The sequence below is a fragment of the Winogradskya consettensis genome, from assembly GCF_018332715.1.
In the GTDB taxonomy this organism is placed as follows: Bacteria; Actinomycetota; Actinomycetes; order Mycobacteriales; family Micromonosporaceae; genus Actinoplanes; species Actinoplanes consettensis.
Genome location: NZ_BOQP01000011.1, coordinates 259,163 through 271,167, shown reverse-complemented (window position 1 = coordinate 271,167; position 12,005 = coordinate 259,163). Strand labels below are relative to the sequence as shown.

Annotated in this window: 10 protein-coding genes and 1 tRNA gene; 10 read left to right on the top strand and 1 reads right to left on the bottom strand. The window is 70.0% G+C overall.

Annotated features, from left to right (window positions below):
- Positions 1 to 30 precede the first annotated feature (30 nt).
- The 6 genes from Aco04nite_RS13645 to Aco04nite_RS13620 all read left to right on the top strand — a co-directional run bounded on the left by Aco04nite_RS13645 (position 31) and on the right by Aco04nite_RS13620 (position 6,709).
- Positions 31 to 106: transfer RNA gene (locus Aco04nite_RS13645), tRNA-Lys, on the top strand.
- 148 nt (positions 107 to 254) lie between these two features.
- Positions 255 to 932 carry a response regulator transcription factor gene (locus Aco04nite_RS13640; RefSeq protein WP_212997594.1) on the top strand — a complete coding sequence of 226 codons (678 nt, stop codon included), beginning with the start codon at positions 255 to 257 and terminating at the stop codon, positions 930 to 932.
- Positions 925 to 2,397 carry a sensor histidine kinase gene (locus Aco04nite_RS13635; RefSeq protein WP_212997593.1) on the top strand — a complete coding sequence of 491 codons (1,473 nt, stop codon included), beginning with the start codon at positions 925 to 927 and terminating at the stop codon, positions 2,395 to 2,397. Before Aco04nite_RS13640 ends, Aco04nite_RS13635 begins: the two co-directional genes overlap by 8 nt.
- A 55-nt stretch (positions 2,398 to 2,452) precedes the next feature.
- Positions 2,453 to 3,832, top strand: coding sequence for a DUF2079 domain-containing protein (locus tag Aco04nite_RS13630; RefSeq protein WP_212997592.1), 1,380 nt, complete (start codon positions 2,453 to 2,455; stop codon positions 3,830 to 3,832).
- Positions 3,833 to 4,029: 197 nt separating this feature from the next.
- Positions 4,030 to 6,405 carry an ATP-binding protein gene (locus tag Aco04nite_RS13625; RefSeq protein WP_212997591.1) on the top strand — a complete coding sequence of 792 codons (2,376 nt, stop codon included), beginning with the start codon at positions 4,030 to 4,032 and terminating at the stop codon, positions 6,403 to 6,405.
- A gap of 19 nt (positions 6,406 to 6,424) precedes the next feature.
- Positions 6,425 to 6,709, top strand: a complete 285-nt coding sequence (locus Aco04nite_RS13620) for a hypothetical protein (RefSeq protein ID WP_212997590.1) — start codon at positions 6,425 to 6,427, stop codon at positions 6,707 to 6,709.
- A gap of 14 nt (positions 6,710 to 6,723) precedes the next feature.
- On the opposite strand, the gene Aco04nite_RS13615 is transcribed toward Aco04nite_RS13620, so the two are convergent.
- The gene (locus Aco04nite_RS13615) at positions 6,724 to 7,695 is read right to left on the bottom strand and encodes a hypothetical protein (protein WP_244875966.1); all 972 of its coding nucleotides are present in this window, start codon (positions 7,693 to 7,695) and stop codon (positions 6,724 to 6,726) included.
- A gap of 151 nt (positions 7,696 to 7,846) precedes the next feature.
- Here Aco04nite_RS13615 and Aco04nite_RS13610 point away from each other — a divergent pair, with 151 nt between their 5' ends.
- The 4 genes from Aco04nite_RS13610 to Aco04nite_RS13595 all read left to right on the top strand — a co-directional run bounded on the left by Aco04nite_RS13610 (position 7,847) and on the right by Aco04nite_RS13595 (position 12,003).
- Complete coding sequence (locus Aco04nite_RS13610; RefSeq protein WP_212997589.1) at positions 7,847 to 8,719, top strand: helix-turn-helix domain-containing protein; 873 nt, start codon at positions 7,847 to 7,849, stop codon at positions 8,717 to 8,719.
- A 112-nt stretch (positions 8,720 to 8,831) separates the two neighbouring features.
- The gene (locus Aco04nite_RS13605; protein ID WP_212997588.1) at positions 8,832 to 9,620 is read left to right on the top strand and encodes an AraC family transcriptional regulator; all 789 of its coding nucleotides are present in this window, start codon (positions 8,832 to 8,834) and stop codon (positions 9,618 to 9,620) included.
- An 88-nt stretch (positions 9,621 to 9,708) separates the two neighbouring features.
- Positions 9,709 to 10,872 carry a 4-hydroxybenzoate 3-monooxygenase gene (locus Aco04nite_RS13600; protein WP_212997587.1) on the top strand — a complete coding sequence of 388 codons (1,164 nt, stop codon included), beginning with the start codon at positions 9,709 to 9,711 and terminating at the stop codon, positions 10,870 to 10,872.
- A gap of 72 nt (positions 10,873 to 10,944) precedes the next feature.
- Positions 10,945 to 12,003: a hypothetical protein gene (locus tag Aco04nite_RS13595; protein WP_212997586.1), complete on the top strand. Its 1,059-nt coding sequence runs from the start codon at positions 10,945 to 10,947 to the stop codon at positions 12,001 to 12,003.
- Positions 12,004 to 12,005: the final 2 nt, after the last annotated feature.

The following is a 12,005-nucleotide window of genomic DNA, read 5'->3' as shown; positions in this document are numbered from 1 at the left end:
ACCGTGTTAATGTTTCTCCGTTGCCAACGAGCGCCGCTAGCTCAACTGGCAGAGCAGCGGACTCTTAATCCGCGGGTTGTAGGTTCAAGTCCTACGCGGCGCACCAAGCATCACCAGGGCGTATAGCTTTCGAGCTATACGCCCTGAGTCTTTGTGGGGCGTCGTCAACGCTGAGCACAGCAACCGACCGGGCGGCCGCCGCAGGCTGAAGTGAGCTTCAGGATTGCGGGGCCGGGGGCTGGCAGTATGGCCTGGTGCGGCTGCTGATTGTGGAAGATGAGCGCGAGCTGGCCGAGTCCCTGCGGCGTGGCCTGACCGCGGAGGGTTACACAGTCGATGTGGCTCATGACGGGAACGCCGGGCTCGAGCTGGCCCTGAGCGAGGGCTATCAGGCGATCATCCTGGATCTGATGCTGCCGCAGCTGAACGGCTATCAGGTGTGCGCTCGGCTGCGGGATGCGCGGGTGGGCACGCCGGTGCTGGTTCTGACCGCCAAGGACGGTGAGTACGACGAGGCGGAGGCGCTGGACACCGGGGCGGACGACTATCTGACGAAGCCCTTCTCGTACGTCGTTCTGCTGGCTCGCGTGCGGGCGCTGCTGCGCCGGGGTGGCGAGCCCAGGCCGGCGCTGCTGAAGGTTGGGGATCTGGTCGTCGACCAGGCGCGGCGGGTCTGTTCGCGCGGGCCGACGCCGATCACGCTGACCGCCAAGCAGTTCTCGGTCCTGGCCTGCCTGGCGCGCCGGGCCAACACGGTGGTGAGCAAGGGGGAGATTCTCGACGAGGTGTGGGATGCGGCCTACGAGGGCGACCTGAACATCGTCGAGGTCTACATCCGGGCGCTGCGGCGCAGCATCGACGTGCCGTTCGGCCTGGTGAGCATCGAGACGATCCGCGGGGCCGGCTACCGGCTGGTCGACGCGCGTGCCTAGGCCTCAGCTGCCGGTACGGGTCCGTGCGGCGGCCGCGGCGGCGCTGGCGGCTGCGTTGTGTCTCGGGGGCGGGGCGCTCTGGCTGCGCCATGTGATCTACGCGAACAGCGTGGCGGGGTCTCTCGCGACCGCGCAGTCACAGGCCCGGGCCATCGCGGCGACCTATGACACGCCTGCGGCGAGGATCAACGCGGACGGGGGTGCTTTGGCGAACAGCCCGGGAGACTGCGATGTTGAGAAGGATCCTGAGCGCTGTGCGTACGACAGGTGGTATGAATTTCCCTATTTCGGCTTGGGCATCAGCTTCGCGGTGGTCGACGAGCGCGGCAAGCTGCTGCTTGCTCAGAATCAGCTGGCTTATTACGTACGGGAAAGCGGTCTGACGTTCCCCGCCATCCCACCCGAGCCGGACGATGACTACGGCCGCGTCGACGTTCTCCTGCGACCTGCCCGCAGCGGCGCACAAGGGCAGTTCGACGGTCGTGCGGTCACCCTGGTGACCTACAACGTCAGCCCGTCGGGTGCGACCGTCTACATGCTCCTGTCTCCGCTCGACGCGGAGGCCGCCGTGGCTCCGGTCGACCGCTGGCTCCGCCGTGGTCTCCCCCTCGCCGTACTGTTCGTCGCCGCGGTCGCCTGGTGGGCCGCAGGACGCGCGCTGCGACCGGTCGAGCGGATGCGCGACGAGCTGGCACGCATCACCGCCGCGGACATGAGCAGCCGGGTGCCCCAGCCGCGGACCGGCGACGAGATCGCCCGGCTGGCCGTCACCATGAACGAGACCCTCGACCGGCTCACCGACGCGGCCGAGCGGCAGCGCCGATTCGTCGCCGACGCGGCGCACGAGCTGCGCAGCCCCCTCGCCGGCTTGCGCAACATCGCCGACGTCGCCGTCACGCACGGCGGCGCTGTCGACCCGGAGGTCCTGCGCACCGGCACCGAGCGGTTGCAGCGGCTCACCGACGACCTGCTGTTGCTCGCGCGCCTGGAGCGGACGGCGCCGGCTCGCGGGAGGCCGGTCGACATCGCCGCGACAGCGGAGGAACTGGTCGGCGAGCGACGCTACCGGGTGCCGCCGGACGAGCGGTTCGTCGTGGTGGCCGGTGGGCCCGCGCTGGTGATCGGGCGTGAGGGAGAACTGGCCAGGATGCTGGGAAACCTTCTGGAGAACGCCTCCCGGTACGCACGCGACCGCATCACCGTGACCGTCGCGGAACCCGAGCCCGGCGTCGTTCGCGTGGAGGTCCAGGACGACGGACCCGGCATCCCGCAAGCCGATCGGGAACGGGTCTTCGAACGGTTCGCCCGGGTCGACGAGGCTCGCGACCGGAGTCACGGCGGTGCCGGACTGGGTCTGGCGATCGCCCGGGACATCGCCGTACGCCACGGTGGCCGCCTGTACGCGGCCGACACCACCGACGGCGCGCGCCTCGTCGCGGAGCTGCCGCAAGCACCGCGTACCTGAAGCATTTTAAGGTTGCTTCAGTGGCGGTTCAGCCGCCGTGCTCGACTCTCCCCGCATGTCCGCAACCGCTGTCCGTGCCCCGGCTGCCACCGCGCAGGCCACCGCGGCACCGTATCTGCTGGCCGCCGCGCTTTTCTTCACCTACGCGTCCTGGTCGGTACACCGGCATCTGCGGCTGGAGACCAGCGGTTACGACCTGGGCATCTTCGAACAGGCGGTACGCGGGTACGCCCACTTCGGCGTCCCTGAGGCGACGATCAAGGCGCCCGGCTTCAACCTGCTGGGCGACCACTTTCATCCGATCCTCGCCGTGCTCGCCCCGCTGTACCGGCTGTTTCCGAGCCCGATCACCCTCCTGTGCGCGCAGGCCGCCCTGATCGCCGCGTCGTCGATACCGATCACCCGGCTCGCCATCCGCATCGCGGGCCGAGGGGCCGCGGTGAGCGCCGGACTGGCGTACGGGATGTCGTGGGGTTTGCAGTCGGCCGTTGACTTCGACTTTCACGAGGTCGCCTTTGGCGTTCCGCTGCTGGCGTTCGGCCTGACCGCGCTCGTCGAGCGGCGCTTCGTCGCCGCAGTCGCGTGGACGCTGCCGCTGATCGCGGTGAAGGAGGACCTGCCCGCGACGGTGGCGGTGATCGGCCTGCTGGTGGCGCTGCGCGGGCGGCGGTCTCTCGGCGCTGCGACGATCCTGATCGCGCTCTGCTCCGGTCTCGTCATCGTCGGCGCGATCCTGCCGGCGTTGAATTTCGCGCACGTCTACCCGTACGCCGAAAGTGCGGCCCTCGACGGCCAGGACCCGCTGCACCGCCTGCTCCTTCCCGCCGCCAAGCTGCGCACCCTGCTGTGGCTCGTCGCGCCTACGCTGTTCTTCGCGCTGCGCTCACCGCTGCTGCTCGCCGCGGTGCCGACGCTGGCATGGCGGTTCTGGTCGACGAACCCGCTCTACTGGGGCACCGGCTTCCAGTACAGCGCCGTCCTGATGCCGATCGTGTTCGTGGCGTTCCTCGACGCGCTCAACACGACGGGGACCGGACGCCGTGCGCGGGCAGCGGTCCACGCCACCTGCGTGATCGCCGTTGCCGCGACGATGCTGACTCCCCTACCGCTGCGCGGCCTCCTGAGCCCTGACGTCTGGGCCACCAGCGCCGAGACTCGGCAGGTACGCCTGGCGTTGGCCCGCATACCGGACAACGCCCAGGTAGCCGCGGACAACCGGCTGGCGCCGCAGCTCACCTCCCGCCGCACCGTCTACTTCTTCCCCGTGTACCCGCGGGCCGACGTCCGACCCGAGTGGGTCGCCGTCACCGACCCGCCGGACACCACCATGGCGACACCCGTGACGATGGCAGCCGCCCTCGACCGCTTACCGGGGTACGGCTACCAGGTCGCACTGCGAACCAGTGGCGTCATCATCTTCCATCGCCCCGGTTGAGCCCTGCGGGAGAATCCGATCCAAGCCAGTGACGGCGCACCCTGCTCGTGCAGGGGCGCCGCCACCCCCCGATGGCAACGGATCAACAATGCCGTAGGGGGCGTCCGGTACGGCCCCGAATCGGACGCGATCGGACAACGGACAAAGTGGACCGCCGATGGTTCCGGCCGCCCTGATTGTGTGATCAGGTATACGGCGTGACCGATTCCGTGCAGGTGTTACGGGCCGAGCTGCAGAACCTTTTCGAGCAGGTGCGCCGACCGACGTATCGGGGGTTGGCCGGGCATGCCAAGCGGGCCGGCCTGGTACTTCGTGTCTCGACCATCGGTGATCTGCTGAACGGGCCCCGCACCCCACGCTGGGAGACCGTCGAGGCGTTCGTCAGCGCCTGCGCCGGGCACGCACGAGCACATCGGATCGTCGTACCCTCCCGGCTTCTCAATCTGCAGCGGTGGCACGAGGAATACCGGACCATGCAGGACGCGTCGGACCGGCGCAGGCCGGGAACAGTTGCGCCGGCCGCGCGGCGCAACCGCTGGGCGGTGCCGGCTCAGTTGCCCTCCGACGTGCCGGCGTTCACCGGCCGGACCGAGCAGTTGGCCGATTTGGACGAGCTCCTCACCGCGGCTGAGGCTCCTTCGGCGGTGGTGATCTCCGCGATCGACGGCACGGCCGGGATCGGCAAGACCGCCCTGGCCGTGCACTGGGCTCACCGGGTCGCCGGCCGGTTCCCCGACGGTCAGTTGTACGTCAACCTGCGCGGCTTCCACCACGACGGCTCGGCACTGGCACCGGGCGACGCGCTCCGCGGATTTCTGGGGGCCCTGGACGTCGAGGCCCACCGCATTCCCGCCGACCTCGAGGACCAGGCAGCGTTGTACAGGTCCGTGGTGGTGGGCCGGCGGCTGCTCATCGTGCTGGACAACGCCCGCGACAGCGACCAGGTCCGCCCGCTGCTGCCCGGCACCGCCGACTGCCTGGTCGTCATCACCAGCCGCAACGTTCTCACCGGTCTGCAGGCCACCCATGGCGCCCATCCGCTGACCCTCGACCTGCTGACCCGGTCCCAGGCCCGCGACCTGCTCACCCGGCGGCTCGGCGCGGCCCGGATCGCGGCCGAGCCGGACGCGGTCGACGAGCTGATCACCGCCTGTGCCCGGCTGCCGCTGGCCCTGGCCATCGCCGCCGCCCGTGCCCAGCAGACCGGCTTCTCGCTGGCCACGCTGGCCGCCGGAGTTCGCGACGCCGGGCATCGCCTGGACGCACTCGACACCGGCGACCCCGCCAGTCAGATCCGTACGGTGTTCTCCTGGTCCATCGCCACCCTCTCCCCCGCCGCGGCCCGGCTGTTCCGCCTGCTCGGACTCCACCCCGGCCCCGACGTCGACGTGTCCGCGGCGGCCTCCCTCACCGGCCGGCCCGTCCCGGAAACCCGGCGGCTCCTGGGCGAACTGACCCGCGGCAATCTGCTCACCGAACATGCCTCCGGCCGGTACGGCTTCCACGATCTGCTCCGCGCGTACGCCTCCGAGCAGACCCGAGCCCTGGACACCGACCAGCAACGCAGCGACGCCACCACCAGGCTGCTCGACCACTACCTGCACACCGCTCACGCGGCCGCCCGGCTGTTCGACCCGACCAAGGACGTGATCGACCTCGCCCCGGCGCGGCCCGGCGTCTCACCGTGGCAGTTGACCGACGAGTCGCAGGCCCTGGAGTGGTTCACCACCGAACGGGCAGCGCTGATCGCCGTCGTCGAACTCGCCGGGACCACCGGCCACGACACCCACACCTGGCAGCTGACCTGGAGCATGTGGTCCTTCCTCTACCGCCAGGGCCACCACCAGGACTGTGCGGTGGCCGGTCGGGCCGCGGTGGCCGCCGCTGTCCGGCTGGCAGATCCGACGGCACAGTTGCGCGCCCACCGCGTCCTCGCGCACGCCTACACCCATCTGGACCGTGTCGAGGACGCCGAGTCCGAGCTCCGGACGGTCCTGGAACTCGCCACCGAGGCCGCCGACCCGGTGGGACAGGGCCACGCCCAGCGTGGCCTGATCCTGTTGTGGAACCGGCGGGGCGACTTCCGGCAAGCCCTGGAGCACGCCCTCCAGGCCGTCGAGCTGTTCGAGAAGGCCGGTCATACGGGTGGGCAGGCCCGTGCCCTCAACTCGGTCGGAGAATTCCGCCTGCTGCTCGGCGACCATCAGCAGGCACTGACCGTCTGCGAGCAGGCCCTGGAGCTCCAGCAGCAGATCGGCGACCTCGCCGGGCAGGCCGGGACGTGGGAGAACCTCGGCTACGCCCACCATCTCCTCGGCCGGCACGCCGAAGCCATCGCGTGCTACCGGCGCGCGCACACGCTGTACCGGGAGGTCGGCGACCGCTACTACGAGCCCGACCCTCTGATCAAGCTGGGCGAGACCCACCGCGCGACAGGTGACCTTGACGCCGCCCGGGACGCTTGGGAGGACGCGCTGGCCATCCTCGACGACATCGGCCGCCCCGAGGCCGACGCGGTCCGCGCCGGCCTCGCCACCCTCGGTTCGACGCGACAGCCGGAATCGGTCGACTGAACAGCGCCTGGTTACCGCGATGGACCTTCAATACGGTGATCAGAGTCAGGTCGCCGTCGGCAAAGGGGTTGCCATGGGCCTGTTCATTCTCGGCGCGATCGCGGCACTGTTCATCGGGATGAAGTTCGCGCGTCTCCTGGACGGCAGTCGCTCCGCCCGAGCCGACCACCAGAAGGCCAAGGGCGGGCTACCGGGCGCCCGGAAGAAGGCGTACGGCAAGACGTTCGAGTTCGTCCGGTTCACCGCGATCATCGCCCTGGCGTTGATCGCCGTCGTGTACGGCTGGGTCCGCAGCGAGGGTTGAGCGCGCCGAAGAAGTCATTCGTGCAACGTTCCGATCACCAGGTTCGGGTCCTGCTGGGTGACGTAGGCGGCGCTGGGCACGAGGATCGTGCGGCCACGTACGGCGACCGAGGTGGGGTTGGACAGTCCGTCGGCGGCGGTGAGCAGCACCTGCGCGTGCCCGTGATCGACGAGGACGACTTCGCTGCCCGTGTTGAGTGCCGCGACGATCTCGTGGCCGCGACCGGTGAACTCGAAGTCGTCGATCCCGGCCAGGCCGGAGGCCACGACGCGGACCGGGCCGCCGCCGATCGGGAAGCGCAGGACGGTGCCCCTGTCGAGGTTGGAGACGTACACCTCGTTGTCGCGCACTTTGACGCCGTTCACGCCGAGCAGGCCGTCGGCGGCCAGCGCGGGGTCGGAACTGACCGTGCGCACCCGGCCCGCCGGTGAGACGGCGTAGACGGCTCCGAGGACCGAGTCGCTCACGTACAGCGTGCCGGTGGCGGGGTCCTGCGCCATGCCGTTGGGCAGTCCGTCGGCGGGGAGCGCGGCGATGCGCCGGGGCGTACCACCCTCGGTGAACTTCCAGATGCCGGTCTCGGCGGCGGAGCCGGTGGCGTAGGCGACGTAGAAGGTCCGGCCGTCGCGGACCAGACCGGTGACCAGCGGGAACCCGAGCACGGGGGTCACCGCAGCCGGGTCTGCCGGTGCGGGCAGGGTGGCGAGCACGGTGATGGCGCCGCGGGCATCGACGCGGGCGACCTGACGGCTGCCGGCGAAGGTCACATCGACACTGCCGTGGTGGTCCAGGACGATGTTCTCCGGCATCTGCCCGGCGGCAAGATTGAAATGTACGGCGACCCGCGCGCCGGTAACCGAAGCGGAGCTGACCGACCCGACGGCGGGTACGCCGGCGACGGCGGGCACGCCGGACACGACGGAGCCGCTCAGGAGGCCGGCGAGGGCCGCGGCGATGACGAGCCGACGGCTGAAGATGTTGTTCACGAGATTTCTCCTGGTCCGGAGGATTCCGGTGCGGTTGTTGTCCGCTGACGGATCACAGGTAACGCCCGATCCGATGCCGGGAACCAGCCCGCCTTGTGCCTACCCCTCGCAGGGTCAGGCTGCGGCCGCACCGGCCCCGCATACTCGGAATATGAGCACGATCGAATGGCCGTTGGGTGAGGCCCTGCAGGCATGGCGCGCCCGGGTGACCCCGGAGGACGTGGGACTGGCCACCTATGGCGACCGGCGCCGGGTCGCCGGGCTGCGCAGGGAGGAGCTGGGCCTGCTGGCGGGCGTGAGTGCGTCGTACTACACCCGGCTCGAACAGGGGCAGTCCCGCAACGCCTCGGCGGAGATCCTCGACGCGATCGCGCGGGCGCTGCGGCTGAACGAGACCGAGCGGGCACACCTGCACGCGCTTGCCGCTGCCGGGCACACCAGGCAGGGAGCCCAGCCGCCGCCCGTCGAGCAGGTGGATCCGGCCCTCGCCGATCTCCTGGCGGTGCTCGGCGACGTGCCGGCCGTCGTGCTCGGGCGGCGTACCGATGTGCTCGCCTGGAATGCGGCCGGGCATGCGCTCCTCGGTCTCGACCTCGCCCGCGAAGCGCCGGCCGATCCCGGCAACCGGCCGAACATGGCCGAACTTGTCTTCCTCGACGGCTACCAACAGGATCTGTACGTCGACTGGGCAGCGAAGGCGCGGGCCGTCGTCGGCAACCTGCGCCTCGTCGTCGGCCTGCATCCGCACGACACGGTCCTTGCCACGCTGATCGGCACGCTGTCCATGAGAAGTGCCGAGTTCGCCGAGCTGTGGGCCGACCACAGCGTGCAGCCGTGCGCCACCACGGACTACGACCTGCACCATCCCCTGGTGGGACGGCTGACCACGACCCAGCAGTCGCTGCGCTCCCTGAGCAGCCCGGACCAGATCCTCGTCACCTGCACGGCGCCGGCAGGCTCGCCGTCGGCCGAGGCGCTGGCCCTGCTGGCCCTGATCACCGCCGACAACAAGCCGCAGTTGTAGACATCCGGTCAGCCGAGGCCCGCCCTGCCCTGTCTCGTCAGCTCATCAAGGCTGTCCATCGGCTCATCCTTGGCCGGCCGAAGGGATGCGATCACCGGTAAGCTGCCGTCCTATGCCGGAAGCCCGCCACACCTTCCCGCCGTCGGACGATCTGCACGGGGACACCCCGAGCGGCGCGGGATGGCTTCCGCACGGGTTTCAGCTCGCGCCCCATTCACACCCCGAGGGCCAATTGGTGTACGCCGCCGCGGGCGCCCTGGCCACGACCACCGACCGGGGCACCTGGGTGGCACCGGCCAACCGGGTGACGTGGACGCCGCCGGGATTCCGGCATTCGCATCGCTTCTACGGCGAGACCGATGTCCGGCTCATCGCGATTCCGGCCGAACGCTGCGGCGACCTGGTGGCGCACCCGAGCGTCTTCGCGGTCGATCCCCTGTTGCGCGAGGTCCTGCTGGCTCTGACCGACCGGCCCGAGACGCGCCCGGGCGCCCACGACCGGTTGTGTGCCGTCATCATCGACGAACTCACCAAGATCCCCGAGGAGTCCCTGCACCTGCCGGAGCCTCGCGACGACCGGCTGCAGAAGGTGACCGATCTGCTGCACGAGAACCCCGCCCGCTCGTCAACGCTGCACGAGCTGGGCCGCATCGCCGGGGCGAGCGAGCGCACCCTGAGCCGGCTCTTCCACGCCGAGCTGAGCATGAGCTTCCACCGGTGGCGCACCGTCCTGCGCGTCCAGCACGGCCTGATCCACCTCACCGACGGCCGCTCCGTCACCGAGACCGCGGCGCTGTGCGGATGGCTGAACCCGACCAGCTTCATCGAGGCGTTCACCGAGGTGGTCGGTCAGACGCCGGGTCGCTATCAAGCGCAGCACGGCTTGGCGGGTTCCCGGTAAATGCCGTCCAGTTAACGGTGGTCGGCGATCGGGGCGGCGAGCAGAGTGGTGATCACCGCATCGCACCACGTCATGGAGGCTGGACCTGATGATCGAAACCACCGTCGTCATCGTCGGAGCCGGGGTCGCCGGGCTCACGCTCGGCAACTTCCTGCTCCGCAACGATGTCAGCTGCATCGTCCTGGAGAAGAACACCCGCGAATACGTCGAACAGCGCCAGCGTGCCGGGACGGTCGACGCGCGCGGCGTACGCATGTATCGAGCCTGGGGTCTTGGCGAGGTGCTGAACGGCGACCCACTGCCCGAGGTCGCGGGCGGCTTCTGGATCGACGGCGAAGAGTTGCCGATCGAGTTCGACGACGAGGACAACAACGACAGCATCCTCTGCCCCCAGCAGGTCCTCGTCCGCAACCTCACCGACGCCTTCCTGCGCGACGGCGGAGACCTCCGCTTCCAGGCCTCCGACGTCACCCTGGCCGACCTCACGACCGACGTCCCCCTCGCGCGGTACCGCGGCACCGACGGCTCGGAAGAGGTCATCCGCGCCAGCTTCGTCGCCGGTTGCGACGGCGACAGGGGCGTCAGCCGGGCATCTATCCCCGACGGGATCCTGACCCGCTACTCCCACGAGTACGGCTACGCGTGGCTCAGCGTCCTCGCCGCGGTGCCGGGAACCTCCTCGGGCATGGCCATCCACTCGCGTGGCCTCGCCGGCCTGATCCCCCGCGGGGCGAACGCCAGCCGCATCTACCTCCAGATCCCCCTCGAATCCACTGTGGCGCAGTGGCCGGACGAGCGGATCTGGAGCGAACTCGAAGCCCGGTACGGCTCCGCCCGGCAGACCGGACCGATCATCGACAAGCGGATCGTGCCCCTGCGCAGCGTGGTCTACGAACCCATGCGGTACGGCCGGCTCTACCTGCTCGGCGACGCCGCGCACATCGTGCCGCCGATGAGCGCGAAAGGCATCAACCTCGCCCTCAACGATGCCGAGACGTTCGCGCGCGCCGTCATCCAGCAGGTCAGGAACAACGACGATGCCCTGCTCGACAGCTACTCCGACGACTGCCTGGGCCACATCTGGAACTACCAGGCCTTCGCCGCCTGGATCACGGACACGATGCACGACGCCGGCGACACAACCTACGCGGGAGAATTCCGCAAGAAGATCGCCCGGGCGGAACTGCAGCGCCAATTCGCCTCGCCCGCCGCGAACCGGCTCTTCGCCGAGCTCACCTCCGGTGTGAACTGACGTCCACCATTCGGACAGTCCACTCAGGATCCCCGTCATGGCAGGGTGAGGTGAACGACGGGGGGTGCGGAGATGGATCTGCTGAGTGGGACCGGTGCACTCGTGGTGATCACCACGCTGATCGTCAGCGTGCTGCTGTGCGTGATCGCCGGGGATCGCGTGGATGCTTTCCTGCGCCTGACCGGGCCGGTGATCGCCGCGGGCGTGGTAGCGATCTACGGCTGCGCGGCGCTGCTCCTGGCGGCTCCGGCTGACCTGCTCACCGGCAACCCCGGCAGCAGCGGCGCGGTCTGGACGACCCTGCTGATCGCGCTGGCAGTGGCCCTTTTGCTGGCACGCCGTTTCCGCTCGCACAGCCGGGAACCCCTACTCGCCGTCGCGGGCCGGGCGCTGATCCTGCTGGTCTGCTGCTCGGGTGCGAGATACCTTGCCCGTCTCGTGGGTTTCCCGGTCGACGCGTTCTGGACGGCGGCCGCGGTCTCCTTGGCCGCGCTGATGTTGACCGTCGCCGCGTTCGAGTTCATCCGCCGGCCGGGGGTCCTGCACCTCGTCGTGCGGGCGTTCGTGCTGCTGTCGGCGACCGGTCTGGTGGCGGCCTGGGCGATAACGAACCACGTCCCGGTGTACGCGGATCCGCGTACAGCCTCGCCGCGGACGCTCTGGGTGATGCTGCTCGTCGAGCCGCTGGGCGCCCTCGCCATTCTCCTGCTGGCGATCGCGGTGGTCCGCCACTTGGCGCCCGCCCTGCTGCCCGACAGCAGGCGGAGGCCGACGGCGGGAGAGATCTGGAACGCCTTCGTGACGTTCGACGGCGACGACGAGGGCAAGGACCGGCCGGTACTGGTGCTGCGCGGCGGTGGCGATCAGGCCACGATCCTGAAGATCACGAGCCAGGACAAGAGCCGCTTCGCCGACTACCTGCCACTGCCCCGCAACCGGTGCCGGGCGATCCTGACCAAGGACAGCTGGCTCGCGCTGAACCCGATGCCACTGCCCGCGGAGTCCTTCCGCTCGTACCGGGGCCGCTGCCCGGCCTGGATCCTGGCCGAGGTCCGCCGGCGTGACCTGCTCCCGGCGGGCTTCGGGGTGGGCCGGGTGCGCAGCTGGCTGACCGCCGGCCGGGCCCGCTGACC

Excerpts from the sequence above, each read along its gene's own strand:
- Aco04nite_RS13620 (WP_212997590.1), top strand. The coding sequence starts at position 6,425 with ATGGACCTTCAATACGGTGATCAGAGTCAGGTCGCCGTCGGCAAAGGG.
- Aco04nite_RS13610 (WP_212997589.1), top strand. The coding sequence starts at position 7,847 with ATGAGCACGATCGAATGGCCGTTGGGTGAGGCCCTGCAGGCATGGCGC.
- Aco04nite_RS13605 (WP_212997588.1), top strand. The coding sequence starts at position 8,832 with ATGCCGGAAGCCCGCCACACCTTCCCGCCGTCGGACGATCTGCACGGG.
- Aco04nite_RS13600 (WP_212997587.1), top strand. The coding sequence starts at position 9,709 with ATGATCGAAACCACCGTCGTCATCGTCGGAGCCGGGGTCGCCGGGCTC.
- Aco04nite_RS13595 (WP_212997586.1), top strand. The coding sequence starts at position 10,945 with ATGGATCTGCTGAGTGGGACCGGTGCACTCGTGGTGATCACCACGCTG.
- Aco04nite_RS13630 (WP_212997592.1), top strand. The coding sequence starts at position 2,453 with ATGTCCGCAACCGCTGTCCGTGCCCCGGCTGCCACCGCGCAGGCCACC.